Consider the following 19,046-nt stretch of genomic DNA (forward strand, 5'->3'; position numbering starts at 1 on the left):
TGCCGCTATTTGCGGGTAATCCCGACTAATTTACTAGGTCTTATAGTTGACTTAAACACTCGGGAATAGCATACTCGCCCTCATTCCGAACCTCCGCGGTACATGCCATGCGACTGACTACTAAAGGCCGATACGCTGTAACAGCCATGCTTGATCTGGCGTTACATGCGCAGCGCGGGCCAGTGTCACTGGCCGATATTTCAGAGCGGCAAGGCATATCTTTGTCCTATCTTGAACAGCTTTTCGCCAAACTGCGTCGCAGTAATCTGGTGTCGAGTGTTCGCGGCCCAGGTGGTGGTTACCAGCTGTCCCGTGACATGCAGGGCATCCAGGTTGCGCAGGTAATCGATGCGGTTAACGAATCGGTTGATGCGACACGCTGTCAGGGGCTGGGTGATTGCCATGCTGGCGATACCTGTCTGACCCACCACTTGTGGTGCGACCTTAGTCAGCAAATCCACGAATTCCTTAGCGGTATAAGCCTGGCTGACCTTGTTACTCGCCGTGAGGTGCAAGAAGTCGCTCAACGTCAGGATCTGCGTCGCAATGCGTGCAGAACACCGCAGTTGGATAAGATCGAAACGTCCGCCGTCGAATGACCGTAGATGCATGAGCGGCGCGCCTGCCTGATAGGAGATATTCAATGAAATTGCCGATTTACCTCGATTACTCCGCGACGACTCCAGTCGATCCGCGCGTTGCGCAAAAAATGAGCGAATGCCTGCTGGTTGATGGAAACTTCGGTAATCCCGCGTCGCGTTCGCACGTGTTCGGCTGGAAAGCAGAAGAATCCGTGGAAAATGCCCGCCGTCAGGTCGCTGATCTGGTCAATGCAGATCCACGTGAAATTGTGTGGACCTCAGGTGCCACCGAGTCCAATAACCTGGCCATTAAAGGTGTTGCACACTTCTATTCCAGCAAAGGCAAGCATCTGATCACCAACAAAATCGAGCACAAAGCGGTTTTGGATACCATGCGCCAACTGGAGCGTGAAGGCTTCGAGGTGACGTATATCGAGCCCGGTACAGACGGTTTGATCACCCCGGCGATGGTTGAGGCGGCCTTGCGCGAGGACACCATTTTGGTGTCGGTCATGCACGTCAACAATGAAATTGGCACCATCAACGATATCGCTGCTATTGGTGAACTGACCCGTTCGCGCGGCGTGTTATTTCACGTTGATGCCGCACAGTCCACCGGTAAAGTCGGTATCGATCTGGCCAACCTCAACGTTGATCTGATGTCGTTCTCTGCGCACAAAACCTATGGCCCTAAAGGCATCGGCGCCCTCTACGTTAGCCGCAAACCGCGCGTTCGCCTGGAAGCGACCATGCACGGTGGTGGTCATGAGCGTGGTATGCGTTCCGGTACGCTTGCGACTCACCAGATCGTGGGTATGGGTGAAGCCTTCCAGGTTGCTAAAGAAGACATGGCTGTTGAGAGCGTTCGCATCAAAGCCTTGAGCGATCGTTTTTTTAAGCAAGTCGAACATTTGGAAGAGCTGTACGTGAACGGTAGCCAAATCTCCCGTGTACCGCACAACTTGAACCTGAGCTTCAACTACGTTGAAGGCGAATCGCTGATCATGGCGCTCAAGGATCTGGCGGTTTCGTCCGGCTCTGCGTGCACCTCGGCTTCCCTTGAGCCTTCTTATGTATTGCGCGCCCTGGGCCGCAATGACGAATTGGCGCACAGCTCGATTCGTTTTACCTTCGGCCGTTTTACCACCGAAGAAGAAATCGACTACGCCGCGCAGAAAGTGTGCGAGGCCGTTACCAAGCTGCGCGCTTTGTCGCCGCTGTGGGACATGTACAAAGACGGCGTCGACATCTCGAAGATCGAGTGGGCTGCGCACTGACAAGTCGCCAATAAGAGCGACTTTCTGATGAGTGAGGATTAAGTACCATGGCATATAGCGAAAAGGTCATAGACCACTACGAGAACCCGCGCAACGTCGGCAAGATGGACGCGGAAGATCCAGATGTGGGTACCGGCATGGTCGGCGCCCCGGCGTGCGGCGATGTAATGCGCCTGCAGATCAAGGTCAACGAACACGGCATCATCGAAGACGCCAAGTTCAAAACCTACGGTTGCGGTTCGGCTATCGCCTCCAGCTCCTTGGCTACCGAGTGGATGAAGGGCAAGACTCTGGATGAAGCAGAGACCATCACAAACACTCACTTGGCCGAAGAACTGGCGTTGCCTCCAGTTAAAATCCACTGCTCTGTACTGGCGGAAGACGCCATCAAGGCAGCTGTTCGCGACTATAAGCAGAAGAAAGGCTTGCTCTAATCCCCGAGGGAGGAGAGCCTTTACGAAGCTTGATTCAATTAAGGAGTTTCGATGTCTATCAGCATGACAGAAGCTGCCGCTCAACATGTGCGTCGGTCCCTGGCGGGCCGCGGCAAAGGTGACGGGGTTCGTCTGGGTGTTCGCACCACAGGTTGTTCCGGTCTCGCCTATGTGTTGGAGTTCGTCGACGAGGCGGGTAGCGAAGACACCGTGTACGAATTGCACGGTGTCAAAGTGATCATCGATCCCAAAAGCCTGGTTTATCTCGATGGCACTGAACTCGATTTCGTCAAGGAAGGGTTGAACGAAGGCTTCAAGTTCAACAACCCTAACTCGCGCAGTGAATGTGGCTGCGGCGAAAGCTTCAACATCTGAGGCTGACCGTGGGTACTCCTTGTCATTTCGCTTTATTCGAGCTCAAACCGGATTTCCGTTTGGATCTCGATCAGTTGGCCGCACGCTACCGTGAACTGGCGCGCACCGTACATCCAGACCGCTTTGCTGATGCTCCCGAGCGTGAGCAACGGCTGGCGCTTGAGCAATCCGCCAGTCTCAATGAAGCCTATCAAACGCTAAAAAACGCACCTAAACGGGCACGTTATTTACTCACGTTAGGCGGTCATGAGATGCCGTTGGAAGTCACCGTGCAGGACCCTGAGTTTCTTCTGCAGCAGATGCAATGGCGCGAAGAGCTTGAGGATTTGCAAGATGACGCTGATTTGGCTGGTATTGCTGTGTTCAAGCGTAGGCTAAAAGCTGCTCAGGATGGATTGAACGAAAGCTTCGCTGCCTGTTGGAATGACGCTGTACGACGCGAACAAGCTGAACGGCTGATGCGACGTATGCAGTTCCTCGACAAGCTCACCTACGAAGTGCGCCAGCTGGAAGAGCGCCTCGACGACTAACCCCGTGCCGCCTTTGGCTGCACGCCTGTGAAATTCAGATAAGCATGGCCCTACTGCAGATCGCCGAACCCGGCCAAAGTCCTCAACCGCATCAGCGACGTCTGGCGGTTGGAATCGACTTGGGCACTACAAATTCGTTGGTCGCTGCATTACGCAGTGGTCTTTCCGAACCTCTGGCCGATGGTGAAGGGCAGGTTATTCTGCCGTCCGCCGTGCGCTATCACTCCGATCGTATTGAAGTGGGGCAGAGCGCTAAAGACGCCGCCGCGCTTGATCCGTTCAACACCGTTTTGTCAGTCAAGCGACTGATGGGTCGAGGCTTGTCCGACGTGAAGCAATTGGGTGAGCAGCTGCCTTACCGCTTCGTCGGTGGCGAGTCGCACATGCCCTTTATTGACACGATTCAAGGGCCTAAAAGCCCGGTAGAAGTGTCGGCAGAAATTCTCAAAGTGCTGCGTCAGCGCGCCGAAGCGACCTTGGGTGGCGAATTGGTGGGTGCGGTGATTACCGTTCCGGCTTATTTCGATGATGCTCAGCGGCAAGCCACCAAAGATGCTGCTCGGCTGGCCGGCCTCAACGTGCTGCGCCTGCTGAACGAGCCTACGGCCGCAGCGGTTGCTTATGGCCTGGATCAACACGCCGAAGGCGTGGTAGCTATCTATGACCTGGGCGGCGGCACTTTTGATATCTCCGTTTTGCGTCTGACGGGCGGCGTCTTTGAAGTCTTGGCAACCGGCGGCGACACGGCGCTGGGTGGCGATGATTTCGATCACGCCATTGCCAGCTGGATAGTGAGCGAGGCTGGGCTTTCCTCCGACCTTGATCCTTCTGCCCAACGTAGCCTGCTGCAAACTGCGTGCGCTGCCAAAGAAGCCTTGACTGAAGTCGATTCGGTCAAGGTCGTGCACGGCGACTGGCATTCGGTACTGACTCGTCAAGCGTTCGATGCGATGCTCGAACCCATGCTGGCCCGCAGCCTCAAATCATGTCGGCGCGCTATTCGCGACGCGGGCATCGAAGTCGAAGACGTTGAAGCCGTGGTCATGGTCGGCGGTTCGACCCGTGTGCCGCGTGTGCGAGAGGCTGTCGCCGAGCTGTTTGGTCGCCAACCATTGACTGAAATTGATCCTGATCAAGTAGTAGCCATTGGCGCTGCGATCCAGGCCGATACGTTGGCGGGCAACAAGCGTGATGGTGAAGAGTTATTGTTGCTCGATGTGATTCCGCTGTCTTTAGGGCTTGAAACCATGGGTGGTCTGATGGAGAAGGTGATTCCACGCAACACCACCATCCCCGTCGCCCGTGCTCAGGATTTCACCACCTACAAAGACGGTCAGTCGGCCATGATGATTCATGTGCTGCAGGGCGAGCGTGAGCTCATCAGTGATTGCCGTTCCCTGGCGCGTTTTGAATTGCGCGGCATCCCGCCGATGGTAGCTGGGGCTGCAAAAATCCGCGTCACCTTCCAGGTTGACGCCGATGGTTTGCTCAGTGTCGCTGCTAGAGAGCTGGCATCGGGCGTCGAGGCCAGCATCCAGGTCAAGCCATCCTATGGCCTTACTGATGGCGAAATTACCCGCATGCTCAAGGACTCGTTCCAGTATGCCAGCGATGACAAGGTTGCTCGCGTACTGCGTGAACAGCAGGTTGACGCTCAGCGCCTGTTGGAGGCAGTCCAGGGCGCGCTGGATGCAGACGGCGATCGTTTGTTGGATGCAGAGGAGCGCGTGGTCATTGAGGCGCAAATGCATGAGCTGAATGAATTGATGCAAGGCACGGATGGCCCTGCCATCGAGCTACAGACCAAGCGGCTATCGCAAGTGACCGATGCTTTCGCTGCTCGCCGCCTGGATTCAACTGTCAAATCCGCGCTGGCGGGGCGCAAACTGAATGAAATCGAGGATTAACTGATGCCGCAGATCATTTTTCTGCCACACGCCGAGCATTGTCCGGAGGGTATGGTTGTGCAGGCTGAGGCCGGTCGATCCATTCTCGATGTGGCCCATGACCACCATATCGAGATCGAAAGCGCCTGCGGCGGCGTTTGCGCCTGCACGACGTGTCACTGCATTATTCGCGAAGGCTCTAATTCGCTGAATGAGGCTGATGAACTGGAAGAAGACTATCTTGATCGGGCTTGGGGTCTGGAGGCGCAATCGCGTCTGACTTGTCAGGCAATCGTGGGTACTGAGGACTTGACCGTTGAGATACCGAAATACTCCCTTAACCATGCAGCCGAAGCAGCGCACTGATTCAAGGAGTTTTTATGAGTATTAAATGGACGGATGTGCTTGAGATCGCCATCCAATTGGCTGAGAGCAAGCCAGAGGTGGACCCGCGCTACGTGAACTTCGTCGAACTCCAGCGTTGGGTAATTAGCCTGCCAGAGTTCGATGATGATCCGGTGCGTGGCGGCGAGAAGGTTCTGGAGGCTATTCAGGCTGCCTGGATCGATGAGGCGGACTGAGCCAACAGTGCGTTAGGCAATACCCCTAAACCCGCGTACAATACGCGGGTTTAATTTTTCGCTTTAATCACCGTTTCTGGAGTTTCACCATGGCTGTTCAACGTACTTTTTCCATCATCAAGCCTGATGCTGTTGCTAAAAATGTAATCGGCGAAATCGTTACTCGTTTCGAAAAAGCTGGTCTGCAAGTGGTTGCTTCGAAAATGAAGCAGCTGTCCAAAGCTGAAGCTGAAGGCTTCTACGCTGAGCATAGCGCTCGCGGTTTCTTCGGCGACCTGGTTGCTTTCATGATTTCCGGTCCGGTTGTCGTTCAGGTTCTGGAAGGCGAAAACGCAATCGCCAAAAACCGCGAATTGATGGGCGCTACCAACCCTAAAGAAGCGGCTGCTGGCACTATCCGTGCTGACTTCGCTGATTCCATCGACGCCAACGCTGTACACGGCTCCGATTCCGAAGCGGCTGCTGCACGTGAAATCGCTTATTTCTTCGCCGCTACCGAAGTAACCGCTCGTAACGCCTAAGGCTAACGAGTGAGGGTGAAAAAATGACAACATCGACTGGCAAAACCAACCTGTTGGGTCTGACTCAACCGGAAATGGAAAAATTCTTCGACTCGATCGGGGAGAAGCGTTTTCGTGCCGGTCAGGTAATGAAATGGATTCACCACTTTGGCGTCGGAGATTTCGACGCCATGACGAACGTCAGCAAGGCCTTGCGCGAAAAGCTCAAGGTCTGCGCTGAGGTTCGCGGTCCTGAAGTCGTCAGCGAAGACATATCCACCGACGGCACCCGTAAATGGGTGGTACGCGTGGAGTCGGGCAGCTGTGTCGAGACTGTTTACATTCCCCAGGGCAAGCGCGGCACTTTGTGTGTTTCGTCCCAGGCGGGCTGTGCGCTGGATTGCAGTTTCTGCTCCACTGGCAAACAGGGCTTCAATAGCAACCTCACCGCTGCCGAAGTCATCGGTCAGGTGTGGATTGCCAACAAATCGTTTGGCAGTATCCCTGCTACGGTCGACCGTGCCATTACCAACGTGGTGATGATGGGCATGGGCGAGCCGCTGCTCAATTTCGACAATGTCATTTCCGCCATGCTTTTGATGATGGATGATTTAGGTTATGGCATTTCAAAGCGCCGGGTGACGTTGTCCACCTCTGGCGTGGTGCCGATGATTGACGAGCTTTCCAAGCACGTTGACGTTTCGCTGGCGCTTTCACTGCACGCACCCAATGATGAGTTGCGCAGCCAACTGGTACCGATCAACAAGAAGTATCCGCTAAAGGTTCTGCTTGAGTCCTGCCAGCGTTATATGGCGTCATTGGGTGAAAAACGCGTATTGACCATCGAATACACGATGTTGAAAGACATCAACGACAAGGTTGAGCACGCAATCGAAATGGCGGAGCTGCTCAAGGACATTCCTTGCAAAATCAACTTAATCCCATTTAACCCGTTTCCGCACTCTGGCTATGAACGTCCGAGCAACAACGCAATACGACGTTTCCAGGATCAGTTGCACCAGGCTGGCTACAACGTCACAGTGCGCACCACCCGTGGCGAAGATATCGACGCTGCGTGCGGCCAGTTGGTGGGGCAGGTCAATGACCGCACCCGCCGCAGCGAGCGGTATATTGCTGTGCGTGAGTTGAGTGCCGAGGGCGATGTGGTCCAAAACGCCGCCACGTCGAACTGATCGGGACTATGTTCATGACCTTGCGTACTGCACTGTTGCTCTGTTTGATTAACGTGCTGGCCGGCTGCGTGTCATCGGGAACCATCAATCCGTTGAGTACCAGCAAGGGCCGCGATGAGGCGCGCGCTGCTTACGTGCAGCTAGGTGTTGGCTATCTACAGCAAGGGCAAACCGAACTGGCCAAGGTTCCGCTGAAAAAAGCCCTTGATATGGACAGCTCGGACCCTGATGCCAATGCGGCGCTAGCTTTGGTCTTTCAGGCCGAAATGGAACCGGATCTAGCAGACAAGCAGTTTCTAAAGGCGCTGTCAGCACGTCCCGGTGACGCGCGAATCCTGAATAATTACGGCAGTTTTCTCTACGAGCAAAAGCGTTACAAAGACGCTTACGAACGATTTCAACAGGCCGCTTCAGATACTTTGTATCCGGAGCGTTCCAGAGTTTTCGAGAGCCTGGGGATGACCTCCATGAAGCTCGAAAAACGCGACGAAGCCCTGGCTTTCTTCACCAAAGCATTGGGCCTCAATCCTCGGCAGCCGAGAACATTGCTGGAAATGGCTGAGTTGTCTTACGAAGACGGGCATTATGTGCCCTCCCGTGATTATTACGACCGTTTTAGCCAGCTGAGCGATCAAAATGCACGTAGTCTATTGCTCGGTACGCGATTGGCTAAACGTTATGGTGATCGCAACAAAGCAGCCAGTTATGCGTTGCAATTAAAAAGACTCTATCCCGGCTCGCCGGAATATCAGCAATACCAGTTGGAGCAATGATGAAAGCGGCGCATCCCGAAGTTGTAGCAGCCACTCGTGTCAACCCTGGCGAAACTTTGCGCCAAGGTCGCGAGAGTAAAAACTGGTCGCTGCCTGATGTGGCTTCGAGGTTAAACCTGACCGTTGCTTTTCTGGGCAACGTGGAAACCGGCGACTTTGAAAAGCTGCCAGGGCATACATTCGCTCGTGGTTATATCCGCGCCTATGCGAAGTTGCTCGGCCTTGATCAAACCGCCCTTGTTCAGCAGTTTGATCATTACACCGGAACTGATTCCCACGGTAGCAACGTACATAGCTTGGGCCGTATCGAGGAACCGGTGCGGCTGTCACACAATATTTTGCGCATCGTCAGCTTGTTGCTTCTGGTAGTGCTGGTAGGTGGTGGCTTTTTCTGGTGGCAGGATCAGGCGTCAATGCGTGGCAAGGAGCTGGTAAACACCAATCTGGAGCATGTCGAAGTCGAAAGTGCTGACGGCACCACTCAGATTCATCCTCTGGATGGGCCGGAAGATCAAGTTGTGGCGGATTCTCAAGGCACTACCTCGACGTTGGCGCTTCCCGCAGGTACCCAAGCGGCCGAGGTTGCGCCCGCCGCGCCGGCGACTTCGGTCGTAGCGCCTTCTGCCAGCGTAACTGCGGCGCCAGTCCATGTTGTACCTGTGACGCCGGCCACCACCGTTTCGCCGACGCCAGCGACCACAATGCCGGTCACCACCTCAGGCGTCCAGCCTACGCCTGAAGCCGGTGCCGGGCTGCTCAATATGCGGTATGTGGCCGATTGCTGGACTCAAGTAACCGACGGCAACGGCAAGGTGCTGCTGAGCGGTGTCAAGCGCAAGGGTGAGAACCTGGACGTCAGCGGCAAGCCGCCGTTCAGTGTGCGACTGGGCTTCGCTCGCGGGGTTCAGTTGACCTATAACGGCCAGGCCGTTGATCTGGCTCCTTTTTCCAGCGGCGAAACTGCTCGCCTAAAATTAGGACAATAATTCATGCACGGCGAATCCCCTATCAAGCGTCGCGAAACGCGTAAAATTTGGGTCGGCTCCGTACCGGTAGGCGGCGATGCACCCATCGCCGTGCAGAGTATGACCAACAGCGACACCAATGACGTGGCCGCCACTGTCGCCCAGATCAATCGTCTGGAAGCAGCGGGCGTGGACATCGTGCGGATCTCAGTACCGGACATGGATGCAGCTGAAGCCTTCGGCCGAATCAAACAGTTGGTCAAAGTGCCGTTGGTGGCTGATATCCATTTTGATTACCGAATCGCCTTGCGCGTCGCTGAGCTGGGCGTCGACTGCTTGCGAATCAACCCAGGCAATATCGGCCGCGAAGATCGGGTTCGAGCCGTTGTGAGCGCTGCCCGTGATCGGGGTATTCCGATCCGTATCGGGGTCAACGCCGGATCGCTGGAAAAAGACCTGCAGAAAAAATACGGTGAGCCGACGCCGGCTGCGCTGGTCGAATCCGCGTTACGCCACGTCGAGCATCTGGATCGTTTGAACTTTCAGGATTTCAAAGTCAGCGTCAAAGCCAGTGATGTGTTCATGGCGGTGGAAGCCTATCGATTGCTGTCCAGGCAAATTAGCCAACCGCTGCATCTGGGTATTACCGAAGCGGGCGGCTTGCGTTCTGGCACTGTGAAATCCGCAGTCGGCCTCGGGATGCTGCTCGCCGAGGGAATTGGCGATACTATCCGCATCTCGCTGGCCGCTGACCCGGTTGAAGAGGTGAAAGTTGGCTATGACATTCTGAAATCGTTGCGCCTTCGTTCTCGTGGGATCAACTTCATCGCCTGTCCGAGCTGCTCGCGGCAGAACTTTGATGTGGTCAAGACCATGAACGAGTTGGAAACGCGCCTTGAAGATTTGTTGGTGCCGCTGGACGTCGCGGTGATCGGTTGTGTGGTTAATGGTCCGGGCGAAGCTAAAGAGGCCCATATCGGCCTCACGGGCGGTACGCCTAACCTGATCTACATCGACGGTAAACCTGCGCAGAAACTGACCAACGATAATTTAGTGGATCAGCTCGAACGCTTGATCCGTCAGAGAGCTGCCGAGAAAGTCGAAGCTGACGCAGCGCTGATCGCGCGCGGCTAATTTAGTTTTTAAGGATTTTTTGTGAGCAAGCCTTTGCAAGCTATTCGGGGCATGAACGACATCCTGCCGGATCAGACGCCGCTGTGGCGCTTTTTTGAAAGTACGGTTTCGCGACTGCTGGATAATTACGGCTACCGTCAGATTCGTATGCCGATTGTCGAGTTCACCGAGCTGTTCAAGCGCTCAATCGGTGAAGTGACCGACATCGTCGAAAAAGAGATGTACACCTTCAAAGACCGTAACGGTGATTCCCTGACCCTGCGGCCTGAAGGTACTGCTGCGTGTGTCCGAGCGGTGCTTGAGCACGGGATTACCGGTGGTGGCCAAGTGCAAAAATTGTGGTACATCGGTCCGATGTTCCGCCACGAACGTCCGCAGAAAGGCCGTTATCGTCAATTTCACCAGATCGGCGTGGAAGTATTCAACCTCGACGGTCCGGACATCGACGCAGAGTTGATCGTGCTGACCTGGCGCTTGTGGGGGTTGCTGGGTATTCGCGACGCGGTCAAATTGGAACTCAACAGCCTGGGCACCAGCGCAGCACGTGCGCGTTATCGCGAGGCTTTGGTTGAATTTCTTTCTGCGCGCTTGAGCGAGCTGGACGAAGACAGTCAGCGTCGTTTGAAGACCAACCCTCTGCGCGTTCTCGACACCAAGAATCCTGAGACTCAAGCAGTCCTGATTGATGCGCCGAAACTGGTGGATTACCTCGATGATGAATCCCGCATCCATTTCGACGGCCTGAAAGCGCGTTTGGATGCTGCCGGTATTCCCTATGTGATCAATCCCAAGCTGGTGCGCGGGCTGGATTACTACAGCAAGACCGTTTTCGAGTGGGTCACCGATCAACTGGGCGCCCAAGGCACTGTATGTGCGGGTGGCCGCTACGACGGTCTGGTCGAGCAAATGGGCGGTAAGCCTACGACCGGAGTTGGTTTTGCAATGGGCATCGAGCGTTTGGTATTGCTCCTCGAAAGTCTCGGGCAGATCCCGGAAGATATCTCGCGTCAGGTCGATGTTTATTTATGTGCCTTTGGTGAAGCGGCCGAATTAGCTGCCTTGGCGCTGACTGAACGTGTGCGTGACCAGTTGCCGAACCTGCGTTTACAGGTAAACGCCGGGGCTGGCAGTTTCAAAAGTCAATTAAAGAAAGCCGACAAGAGCGGTGCGTTGTACACCCTGATCCTGGGCGAAGACGAGTTGGCTCAGCAGGTGGTAGGCGTCAAACCCCTGCGTGGCCAGGGCGAACAACAAAATATTGCTTGGGATGCTCTCTCAGAGCACCTGGCCTCCTGCATTGTGCAGGGTTGAAGCTGATAAACAGCCGATTTAGCGAAAAGGAGTATTGGGGTGTCGCGTACCGAAGATGAAGAGCTGGCAGTGATGAAAGACTGGTGGCAGCGCAACGGCAAACCCTTGGTCACCGGCTGTCTGGTCGTGGCGATCGTGGTGCTTGGCTGGCAGGCTTGGCACAGGTATCAAACGAGTCAGTCACAAGGTGCATCGATGCTTTATCAAGCATTGCTGGAAACCACGCTGACTCCGAATGGTCAGCCTGATGCCGCGCGCGTTGCGGATATCTCCAGCAAGCTAAAAAGCGATTTTGGCGGCACGGCTTATGCTCAATACGGCAGGTTGCTCGTCGCGAAAGTTGCGGTCGATACCGGCAAGCTGGATGATGCGGCAGCTGAACTCAAGGCCGTGGTCGACAAGCCTGTTAGTGAGGCGCTGGGTGAAGTTGCGCGCCAACGCTTGGCTCGCGTCTTGGCTGCACAGAATAAGGTTGATGACGCCCTGAAGCTGCTCGATGGCGATGCTGACAAGGCATTTCTGGCCAGCCGCGAAGAACTTAAAGGCGATTTGCTGGTACAGCTTGGCCGTACCGATGACGCTCATGCTGCTTATGAAAAAGCCAAATCCGCGCTGTCAGAAGAAGCGGCGGTAGGTGGCCTACAAATGAAGCTAGACGACCTGGCGAAAGGGGATGCGTGACGTGATGCGTTGGAAACATGCAGCATTGCTGGCCCTGGCCCTTTTGGCCGCGGGTTGCAGCAGCAATGGTAAAAAAGAATTGCCCCCAGCCGAGCTGACTGACTTCAAAGAAGAAGTAGTTTTGCAAAAGGAATGGAGCCGCTCCATCGGTGACGGTCAAGGCGACATCTATAACATGCTGACTCCGGCAATCGACGGCGAGCATATCTATGCCGCCGACGTGAAGGGCGTGATCATGTCGCTGGACCGCAATACCGGTGACGTTGTCTGGAAGAAAGACCTCGAGTTGCCTGTTTCCGGTGCCGTTGGTTCGGGCTACGGGCTGATCATGCTCGGTACGCTAAAGGGTGAAGTCGTCGTATTGGACGCCACCACCGGTGACATAAAATGGCGTGCTCGCGCTACCAGCGAGATATTGTCAGCACCCGCCACCAACGGTGATGTTGTCGTCGTCCAGACTCAGGATGACCGTGTGATCGGCTATGACGCCGCCACTGGTACCCAGCGCTGGATCTACGAAAGCACCCCGGCGCTACTGACATTGCGTGGTACTGGTGCACCGATCGTCACTAACCACCTTGCATTGGCCGGGTTGTCGACGGGTAAGGTAGTAGCGTTGAACACCAGCAACGGCGTTCCAATATGGGAGCAGCGCGTTGCGATCCCACAAGGTCGCTCGGAGCTTGATCGTGTCGTTGATATCGACGGCGGCCTGTTGCTCTCGGCCGACAAGGTTTACGTTGCGACCTATCAGGGCCGAGTTGCTGCTCTGGATCTGGAAAGCGGTCGTATTCTTTGGCAGCGAGACGCCTCTAGCTACTCGGGTGTTGCCCAAGGATTTGGTAGCGTTTATGTGACCTTGGCAAACGGCACAGTGCAAGGTATTGATGAGCGTTCGACAACTGCTCTCTGGAGCAATGACTCGTTGGCTCGCCGCCAATTGGGTGCGCCTGAAGTGTTTTCCAGCTACGTGGCAGTCGGCGATATGGAAGGCTATCTGCACCTGTTGAGCCAGGTGGATGGGCGTTTCGTAGGTCGTGAAAAAATTGATGGCAATGGCCTGCGCGCCCGTCCGTTAGTTGATGGCGACACCATTTACGTTTTTGGCAACAGCGGCAAGCTGGAAGCCTTGAAGATCAAGCAGTAACTGTCTATGCGTGAGGTCGCTGTCTATGCTTGAGGCATATGACCTCTCATAACCTTGCTTCGGCAAGGCTCGCGGCACTTCAAGTGCCGCTCCGAACACCGGCCGCTGCCCTGCAGCGGCCTTTGTATTTTCTGAAATAACGAAGTGGAGAGCCGCATGGTTCCCGTAATCGCCCTGGTGGGCCGACCGAACGTCGGCAAGTCCACCTTATTCAACCGCCTGACCAGGACTCGCGACGCTATCGTCGGCGATCTGTCCGGTCTGACCCGTGATCGCCAATACGGTGAGGCCAAGTGGCAAGGGCGTTCCTACATTCTGGTCGACACCGGCGGTATCTCTGGTGATGAGCATGGCATGGACGAAAAGATGGCCGAGCAGTCGCTGCTGGCCATCGAAGAAGCCGATGTTGTGTTGTTCCTGGTAGATGCTCGCGCCGGTTTCACCGCTGCTGACCAGATGATCGGCGAGCATCTGCGCAAGCGGGGCAAGCGCTCCTACGTGGTTGCCAACAAGGTCGACAACATCGACCCGGAAATGGCCCGCGCTGAATTCAGTCCGTTAGGCATGGGCGACGCTATACCGGTTGCCGGCGCGCACGGTCGTGGCATCACCCAGATGCTGGAAATCGCCTTGGGAGATTTCCCGAAAGATCCTGAAGAAGAAATCGACGAAGAACACGTCGAGGAAGGTCAGGAAGCCAAGCGTATTCCGGGCCCGAGCGAAAAAGACGGCATCAAGATCGCAATCATCGGCCGTCCTAACGTCGGTAAATCGACACTGGTCAACCGCATGCTCGGTGAAGACCGGGTCATCGTCTATGACGAGCCGGGCACCACCCGTGACAGCATCTATATCCCGTTCCAGCGCGGTGATGAGAAGTACACGCTGATCGACACCGCAGGTGTGCGCAAGCGCGGCAAGGTCCACGAGGAAGTTGAAAAATTCTCCGTGGTCAAAACCCTGCAAGCGATCAAAGACTCCAACGTCGTCATTTTTGTGATGGATTCGCGCGAAGGCGTGGTTGACCACGATCTCAACCTGTTGGGCTTCGTGCTGGAATCGGGTCGTGCGTTGGTTATCGCGTTGAACAAGTGGGATGGCATGACGCCGAGCGAGCGCGACTACGTCAAGGTCGAGCTACAACGTCGGTTGTTCTTCGTCGACTTCGCCGACATCCACTTCATCTCGGCGCTGCACGGCACTGGCGTGGGCAACCTTTACCAGTCGGTGCAAAACTCATTCATGTCTGCGGTTACCCGCTGGCCGACCAACCGTCTGACCCAGATTCTCGAAGACGCCGTCACCGAGCATGCACCGCCGATGGTTGGCAGCCGCCGCATCAAGCTGCGCTACGCTCACCTGGGTGGTGCCAACCCGCCGTTGATCGTGATCCACGGTAACCAGGTTGAAAAAGTTCCCAAATCTTATGTTCGCTATCTGGAAAACACCTACCGCCGGGTCTTGAAACTGGTCGGTACGCCAATCCGGATCGAGTTCAAAGGTGGCGAGAACCCGTATGAAGGCAACAAAAACACGCTGACAGACCGTCAGGTCAACAAAAAGCGTCGAATGATGTCGCACCACAAGAAAGCCGACAAAAAGCGCAAAGATAAGCGCTGATTGTGTAACGGACTTTTTCAAGAAAGGCGCCAATGGCGCCTTTTTTTATGCGCGCAGTATGGGCTATCCTGCTGCTTCTCACGCCGTCGTAGAGTCGGGTGCCAGCAAGGAAATAGCCGATGATCATCAGTAAATTGCCGAACGTTGGCACCACCATCTTCACCACCATGTCTCAGCTCGCCACCCAGACGGGTGCAATCAATTTGTCTCAAGGCTTTCCGGATTTTGATGGCCCGCAGTCGCTGCGCGATGCCGTTGGTCGCCATATCGCCGAAGGGCACAACCAGTATTCGCCAATGACTGGGCTGCCTGCTTTACGCCAACAAGTTGCGGCTAAAATCGCTCGCAGCTACGGTCGTCAGGTCGATGCCGACACTGAAATCACCATCACCCCGGGCGCCACCCAAGCGATCTTTTGCGCGATCCAAACGGTGATAAATCCTGGCGACGAAGTGATCGTATTCGACCCGTGCTATGACAGTTATGAGCCTTCGGTTGAACTGGCTGGAGGCCGTTGCGTGCATGTACAGCTGGATGCCAAAGATTTTGCGATCGATTGGCAAAAACTGGGTGATGTCATCAGCCCTCGTACTCGAATGATCATCCTCAACAGTCCGCATAACCCAACGGGTGCGCTGGTTACCCGTGATGAACTTGATCGACTGGCTGCCTTGATCGCCAATCGCGACATCCACTTGGTCAGCGATGAAGTCTATGAACACTTGGTATTCGATGGTGTGAAACACGCCAGCGTGCTGGCCCATCAAGAGCTTTATCAGCGTTCGTTTGTGGTCAGCTCGTTCGGCAAGACTTATCACGTCACCGGTTGGAAAACCGGATACGTCGTCGCACCGCCAGCGCTGACGGCCGAATTGCGTAAGATCCACCAATACGTGAGTTTTTGTGGTGTGACGCCGTTGCAATACGCGCTGGCTGACTTTATGGCCGAGTGTCCCGAACACGTCGAAGAACTGCCAGCGTTCTATCAAGCCAAGCGCGACCTGTTCTGCGACTTGTTAGCGCCCTCGCGCTTTACCTTCGACCGTGTGGACGGGACGTACTTTCAGTTGGTGGACTATTCAAATATTCGTCCCGACTTAAATGACGTGGACATGTCGTTGTGGATGACCCGTGAGCATGGTGTTGCCAGCATTCCAGTGTCGGTGTTTTACCAGTCCCCGCCGCAGGGTCAGCGGCTGATTCGTCTGTGTTTCGCCAAACGCGAGGAGACGTTGCGTCAAGCAGCGACACAACTATGCGCGATCTAAGCGAGTTACCTAACCTTAACGTTGCATTGGTCCAGACCACATTGGTGTGGCACAACCGCCAAGCCAACCACGACCATTTCGAGCTGCTGCTTGACCAGGCCTCAGGCGCTGATTTGGTGGTGCTGCCGGAGATGTTCACCACCGGCTTCACCATGGAATCCGAAGCCCAAGCGGAACCCGAGCAGGGGCCTACGGTGACATGGATGTTAGCTCAGGCGAAAAAGCTTAACGCCGTCATCACGGGTAGCATCATTGTGCGTGTTGCTGACGGTAGCCATCGCAACCGTCTGCTGTGGGCGCGACCTGATGGCGAGGTTCTGCACTACGATAAGCGCCATTTGTTCCGTATGGCGGGGGAGCACAAACACTACACACCCGGCGAGCAGCAGGTTCAGTTCGAATTGAAAGGCTGGAGGATCAGGCCGTTGATTTGCTATGACCTGCGTTTCCCCGTCTGGAGTCGCGACGCACAGGACACCGATTTACTGCTGTACACCGCCAACTGGCCCGGCGCCCGACGCCTGCACTGGAACCGACTGTTACCCGCCCGCGCCATCGAAAACCTGTGTTATGTCGCGGCGGTTAACCGTGTTGGTGTTGATGGCAAAGGCTTCGCCTACACCGGCGATAGCCATGTGTTTGATTTTCAGGGTGAGAGTCTGTTGAGTGCCGGCGAAGCCGATGGGGTCTTTCACGTCAGCCTCAATGCTGCCGACTTGGCTGCGTATCGCACGCGCTTCCCGGCTAATCTCGATGCGGATGTGTTTGAGCTGCACTGATCCTGATATTGAAAAGTGAACTGCGGCCCAGACAAAAAAATGGCCCCGAAGCGTTAACTTCGGGGCCATTTTTATTTCACGGCGTTTAGATCAAGCCGCTTTGGCTTCGGCCTGGCACAGCGAACGGTTCAATGCGCTAAACAGTGCACGGAAGCTCGCGGTAGTGATGTTTTCATCGACACCCACGCCATGCACCGCACGATCACCGTTAACCCGCAGCTCGATGTAGGCAGCGGCCTTGGCCGTGGTCCCCGCACCAATCGCGTGTTCGTTGTAGTCCATGATTTCCACGGACACTGGCAGCCCGGCGACCAGCGCTTCCAGCGCACCTTTGCCCTTGCCGCGCCAATGCTGAGTTTCACCTTCGCAGTGAACTTCGGCATCTACAGCACTGGTGCCATTCTCTTCCTGCAGCCTGTGGCTGAGCAGAGCGTAGGGTGCATTGGCTTGCAGGTATTCACGGTGCAGCAAGCTGTAGATCTGCTGCGCAGTCATTTCCAGGCCCAGACGGTCGGTTTCACCTTGAACCACTTGGCTGAACTCGATCTGCATCCGGCGAGGCAGGCAAATGCCATATTCCTGTTCCAGCAAGTAAGCGATGCCGCCTTTACCTGATTGGCTGTTGACCCGAATCACTGCCTCATAGCTACGGCCGATGTCAGCGGGATCAATTGGCAGGTAAGGCACTTCCCACAAGGTGTCTGGCTGTTGCTGAGTGAAACCTTTACGAATCGCGTCTTGGTGCGACCCGGAGAACGCCGTGTGCACCAAGTCGCCCACATACGGATGGCGCGGGTGAACCGGAATCTGGTTGCACTCTTCGACGACTTTGCGCACGCCATCAATATCAGAGAAGTCCAATTGTGGGTTGATGCCTTGGGTATAGAGGTTCAGTGCCACGGTGACCAGATCGACATTGCCGGTGCGCTCGCCGTTACCGAACAGGCAGCCTTCGACGCGATCAGCGCCGGCCATCAGGCCCAATTCAGTGGCTGCGACGCCGGTGCCACGGTCGTTGTGGGTGTGCAGGCTTATCAGCACGCTGTCGCGACGGTTGATATGACGGCCGAACCACTCGATTTGATCCGCGTAAATGTTAGGTGTCGCCACTTCAACAGTGGCTGGCAGGTTAAGGATGACCTTGTTCTGCGGCGTCGGATTCCATACTTCGATCACCGCGTCACACACTTCTTTGGCGAACTCGAGTTCAGTGGCGCTGAAGGTTTCCGGCGAGTACTCAAAGGTCCACTGCGTCTCTGGCTGCTCGGCGGCAAACTTGACGAACAATTTGGCGGCGCTGACAGCGATCTCTTTTACCCCGGCTTTGTCCTGATTGAAGACAATGCGGCGGAACGACGGCGAGGTGGCGTTATACAGATGAACGATGGCTTTCTTCGCACCGCGCAGTGATTCAAAGGTGCGTGCAATCAAGTCTTCACGGCCCTGGGTCAGCACCTGAATGGTGGTGTCATCCGGAATGTGATTGCCTTCGATCAGGGTACGAACGAAATCAAAGTCGGTTTGCGATGCGGCCGGGAACGATGCTTCAATTTCCTTGACGCCCACCGCGACCAGGGTCTTCCAGAATCGCAGCTTTTTAACTGCGTCCATCGGCTCGATCAGCGACTGATTGCCATCGCGAAGGTCGGAGCTGCACCAGATAGGCGCCATGGTAATAGTCTTCGACGGCCAGGTACGATCAGGCAGATCAATGGTTGGGAACGCGCGGTACTTGGTCGATGGATCGTTGAGCATCGTCATTGGGAAATCCTTTTTTGTTCGGGCCGGAAAGAGGCGGCCTACCGTTGAAATGGAAGAGCGAGCTGAGGCATAGCGTTTAGCGTGGCAGTCGTGAACTGACGAGGCTAAGGCAGCTGTGTTGACGCAGTAGAATGAGGGTGTTTGGCGTTTTCATACCGCCAACCGTAACCATTGAGATTGAAGTTGGCAAGCAGTGCTGAAAAATTGAGATAAGTTCTCTATTTTTCGATTTTTAACGAATTTCATAGCG

General features: G+C 55.3%; 20 protein-coding genes. 19 read left to right on the forward strand and 1 reads right to left on the reverse strand.

The genetic code is table 11. From position 1 onward, the window contains the following. The first annotated feature begins 107 nt into the window (after nt 1-107). The 19 genes from iscR (at nt 108) to RGW60_RS01540 (ending at nt 17,035) form a co-directional block, all read left to right on the forward strand. Entirely contained in the window at nt 108-599 is a 492-nt protein-coding gene (gene iscR / locus RGW60_RS01450) for a Fe-S cluster assembly transcriptional regulator IscR (RefSeq protein WP_297833141.1), read from the forward strand. Between the two features lie 44 nt (nt 600-643). Next, the gene (locus RGW60_RS01455) at nt 644-1,858 is read left to right on the forward strand and encodes an IscS subfamily cysteine desulfurase (RefSeq protein ID WP_322201466.1); all 1,215 of its coding nucleotides are present in this window, start codon (nt 644-646) and stop codon (nt 1,856-1,858) included. Nucleotides 1,859-1,905: 47 nt separating this feature from the next. Next, nucleotides 1,906-2,292 carry a Fe-S cluster assembly scaffold IscU gene (iscU, locus tag RGW60_RS01460; RefSeq protein WP_322167960.1) on the forward strand — a complete coding sequence of 129 codons (387 nt, stop codon included), beginning with the start codon at nt 1,906-1,908 and terminating at the stop codon, nt 2,290-2,292. 51 nt (nt 2,293-2,343) lie between these two features. Then, nucleotides 2,344-2,667 carry an iron-sulfur cluster assembly protein IscA gene (gene iscA, locus RGW60_RS01465; protein WP_322201468.1) on the forward strand — a complete coding sequence of 108 codons (324 nt, stop codon included), beginning with the start codon at nt 2,344-2,346 and terminating at the stop codon, nt 2,665-2,667. Nucleotides 2,668-2,675: 8 nt separating this feature from the next. After that, on the forward strand, nt 2,676-3,197 hold the full coding sequence (hscB, locus tag RGW60_RS01470; protein WP_322201471.1) for a co-chaperone HscB: 522 nt from the start codon (nt 2,676-2,678) through the stop codon (nt 3,195-3,197). 44 nt (nt 3,198-3,241) lie between these two features. Further along, nucleotides 3,242-5,104, forward strand: a complete 1,863-nt coding sequence (gene hscA, locus RGW60_RS01475; RefSeq protein ID WP_322201473.1) for a Fe-S protein assembly chaperone HscA — start codon at nt 3,242-3,244, stop codon at nt 5,102-5,104. A 3-nt stretch (nt 5,105-5,107) separates the two neighbouring features. Then, a complete protein-coding gene (gene fdx, locus RGW60_RS01480) occupies nt 5,108-5,449 on the forward strand; it encodes an ISC system 2Fe-2S type ferredoxin (protein WP_322201475.1) in 342 nt (113 codons plus the stop codon). A 14-nt stretch (nt 5,450-5,463) separates the two neighbouring features. Beyond that, on the forward strand, nt 5,464-5,664 hold the full coding sequence (gene iscX, locus RGW60_RS01485; protein ID WP_322201477.1) for a Fe-S cluster assembly protein IscX: 201 nt from the start codon (nt 5,464-5,466) through the stop codon (nt 5,662-5,664). 89 nt (nt 5,665-5,753) lie between these two features. Then, nucleotides 5,754-6,185: a nucleoside-diphosphate kinase gene (gene ndk, locus RGW60_RS01490; RefSeq protein WP_322201479.1), complete on the forward strand. Its 432-nt coding sequence runs from the start codon at nt 5,754-5,756 to the stop codon at nt 6,183-6,185. 23 nt (nt 6,186-6,208) lie between these two features. Next, complete coding sequence (gene rlmN / locus RGW60_RS01495) at nt 6,209-7,357, forward strand: 23S rRNA (adenine(2503)-C(2))-methyltransferase RlmN (protein ID WP_322201480.1); 1,149 nt, start codon at nt 6,209-6,211, stop codon at nt 7,355-7,357. Nucleotides 7,358-7,371: 14 nt separating this feature from the next. Then, a complete protein-coding gene (pilW, locus tag RGW60_RS01500; RefSeq protein ID WP_322201482.1) occupies nt 7,372-8,130 on the forward strand; it encodes a type IV pilus biogenesis/stability protein PilW in 759 nt (252 codons plus the stop codon). Next, nucleotides 8,130-9,116 carry a RodZ family helix-turn-helix domain-containing protein gene (locus tag RGW60_RS01505; protein ID WP_322201484.1) on the forward strand — a complete coding sequence of 329 codons (987 nt, stop codon included), beginning with the start codon at nt 8,130-8,132 and terminating at the stop codon, nt 9,114-9,116. The genes pilW and RGW60_RS01505 overlap by 1 nt, the downstream gene beginning before the upstream one ends. A 3-nt stretch (nt 9,117-9,119) precedes the next feature. Continuing rightward, nucleotides 9,120-10,229 carry a flavodoxin-dependent (E)-4-hydroxy-3-methylbut-2-enyl-diphosphate synthase gene (gene ispG, locus RGW60_RS01510; protein ID WP_322201485.1) on the forward strand — a complete coding sequence of 370 codons (1,110 nt, stop codon included), beginning with the start codon at nt 9,120-9,122 and terminating at the stop codon, nt 10,227-10,229. A gap of 21 nt (nt 10,230-10,250) precedes the next feature. After that, nucleotides 10,251-11,540 (forward strand): histidine--tRNA ligase, encoded by a 1,290-nt coding sequence (hisS, locus tag RGW60_RS01515; protein ID WP_322201486.1) that lies wholly within the window; start codon nt 10,251-10,253, stop codon nt 11,538-11,540. Nucleotides 11,541-11,579: 39 nt separating this feature from the next. Then, on the forward strand, nt 11,580-12,221 hold the full coding sequence (locus tag RGW60_RS01520; protein WP_322201488.1) for a tetratricopeptide repeat protein: 642 nt from the start codon (nt 11,580-11,582) through the stop codon (nt 12,219-12,221). Next, nucleotides 12,214-13,368 carry an outer membrane protein assembly factor BamB gene (gene bamB / locus RGW60_RS01525; RefSeq protein ID WP_322201490.1) on the forward strand — a complete coding sequence of 385 codons (1,155 nt, stop codon included), beginning with the start codon at nt 12,214-12,216 and terminating at the stop codon, nt 13,366-13,368. Before RGW60_RS01520 ends, bamB begins: the two co-directional genes overlap by 8 nt. A 156-nt stretch (nt 13,369-13,524) precedes the next feature. Beyond that, complete coding sequence (gene der, locus RGW60_RS01530) at nt 13,525-14,988, forward strand: ribosome biogenesis GTPase Der (protein ID WP_322201492.1); 1,464 nt, start codon at nt 13,525-13,527, stop codon at nt 14,986-14,988. Nucleotides 14,989-15,107: 119 nt separating this feature from the next. Then, nucleotides 15,108-16,256: a pyridoxal phosphate-dependent aminotransferase gene (locus RGW60_RS01535; RefSeq protein WP_322201494.1), complete on the forward strand. Its 1,149-nt coding sequence runs from the start codon at nt 15,108-15,110 to the stop codon at nt 16,254-16,256. Beyond that, entirely contained in the window at nt 16,244-17,035 is a 792-nt protein-coding gene (locus RGW60_RS01540) for an amidohydrolase (RefSeq protein ID WP_322201496.1), read from the forward strand. The genes RGW60_RS01535 and RGW60_RS01540 overlap by 13 nt, the downstream gene beginning before the upstream one ends. A 90-nt stretch (nt 17,036-17,125) precedes the next feature. Here RGW60_RS01540 and leuA read toward each other — a convergent pair whose 3' ends face one another. After that, nucleotides 17,126-18,796 (reverse strand): 2-isopropylmalate synthase, encoded by a 1,671-nt coding sequence (gene leuA / locus RGW60_RS01545; RefSeq protein WP_322201498.1) that lies wholly within the window; start codon nt 18,794-18,796, stop codon nt 17,126-17,128. Nucleotides 18,797-19,046 lie beyond the last annotated feature (250 nt).

The organism is Pseudomonas sp. AB6, from assembly GCF_034314105.1.
Lineage (GTDB): Bacteria > Pseudomonadota > Gammaproteobacteria > Pseudomonadales > Pseudomonadaceae > Aquipseudomonas.

What these genes read in the sequence shown, in the direction of transcription:
- iscR (WP_297833141.1), top strand. Translation starts at nt 108, where the DNA reads ATGCGACTGACTACTAAAGGCCGATACGCTGTAACAGCCATGCTTGAT.
- RGW60_RS01455 (WP_322201466.1), top strand. Translation starts at nt 644, where the DNA reads ATGAAATTGCCGATTTACCTCGATTACTCCGCGACGACTCCAGTCGAT.
- iscU (WP_322167960.1), top strand. Translation starts at nt 1,906, where the DNA reads ATGGCATATAGCGAAAAGGTCATAGACCACTACGAGAACCCGCGCAAC.
- iscA (WP_322201468.1), top strand. Translation starts at nt 2,344, where the DNA reads ATGTCTATCAGCATGACAGAAGCTGCCGCTCAACATGTGCGTCGGTCC.
- hscA (WP_322201473.1), top strand. Translation starts at nt 3,242, where the DNA reads ATGGCCCTACTGCAGATCGCCGAACCCGGCCAAAGTCCTCAACCGCAT.
- fdx (WP_322201475.1), top strand. Translation starts at nt 5,108, where the DNA reads ATGCCGCAGATCATTTTTCTGCCACACGCCGAGCATTGTCCGGAGGGT.
- iscX (WP_322201477.1), top strand. Translation starts at nt 5,464, where the DNA reads ATGAGTATTAAATGGACGGATGTGCTTGAGATCGCCATCCAATTGGCT.
- ndk (WP_322201479.1), top strand. Translation starts at nt 5,754, where the DNA reads ATGGCTGTTCAACGTACTTTTTCCATCATCAAGCCTGATGCTGTTGCT.
- rlmN (WP_322201480.1), top strand. Translation starts at nt 6,209, where the DNA reads ATGACAACATCGACTGGCAAAACCAACCTGTTGGGTCTGACTCAACCG.
- pilW (WP_322201482.1), top strand. Translation starts at nt 7,372, where the DNA reads ATGACCTTGCGTACTGCACTGTTGCTCTGTTTGATTAACGTGCTGGCC.
- RGW60_RS01505 (WP_322201484.1), top strand. Translation starts at nt 8,130, where the DNA reads ATGAAAGCGGCGCATCCCGAAGTTGTAGCAGCCACTCGTGTCAACCCT.
- ispG (WP_322201485.1), top strand. Translation starts at nt 9,120, where the DNA reads ATGCACGGCGAATCCCCTATCAAGCGTCGCGAAACGCGTAAAATTTGG.
- bamB (WP_322201490.1), top strand. Translation starts at nt 12,214, where the DNA reads ATGCGTGACGTGATGCGTTGGAAACATGCAGCATTGCTGGCCCTGGCC.
- der (WP_322201492.1), top strand. Translation starts at nt 13,525, where the DNA reads ATGGTTCCCGTAATCGCCCTGGTGGGCCGACCGAACGTCGGCAAGTCC.
- RGW60_RS01535 (WP_322201494.1), top strand. Translation starts at nt 15,108, where the DNA reads ATGATCATCAGTAAATTGCCGAACGTTGGCACCACCATCTTCACCACC.
- RGW60_RS01540 (WP_322201496.1), top strand. Translation starts at nt 16,244, where the DNA reads ATGCGCGATCTAAGCGAGTTACCTAACCTTAACGTTGCATTGGTCCAG.
- leuA (WP_322201498.1), bottom strand. Translation starts at nt 18,796, where the DNA reads ATGACGATGCTCAACGATCCATCGACCAAGTACCGCGCGTTCCCAACC.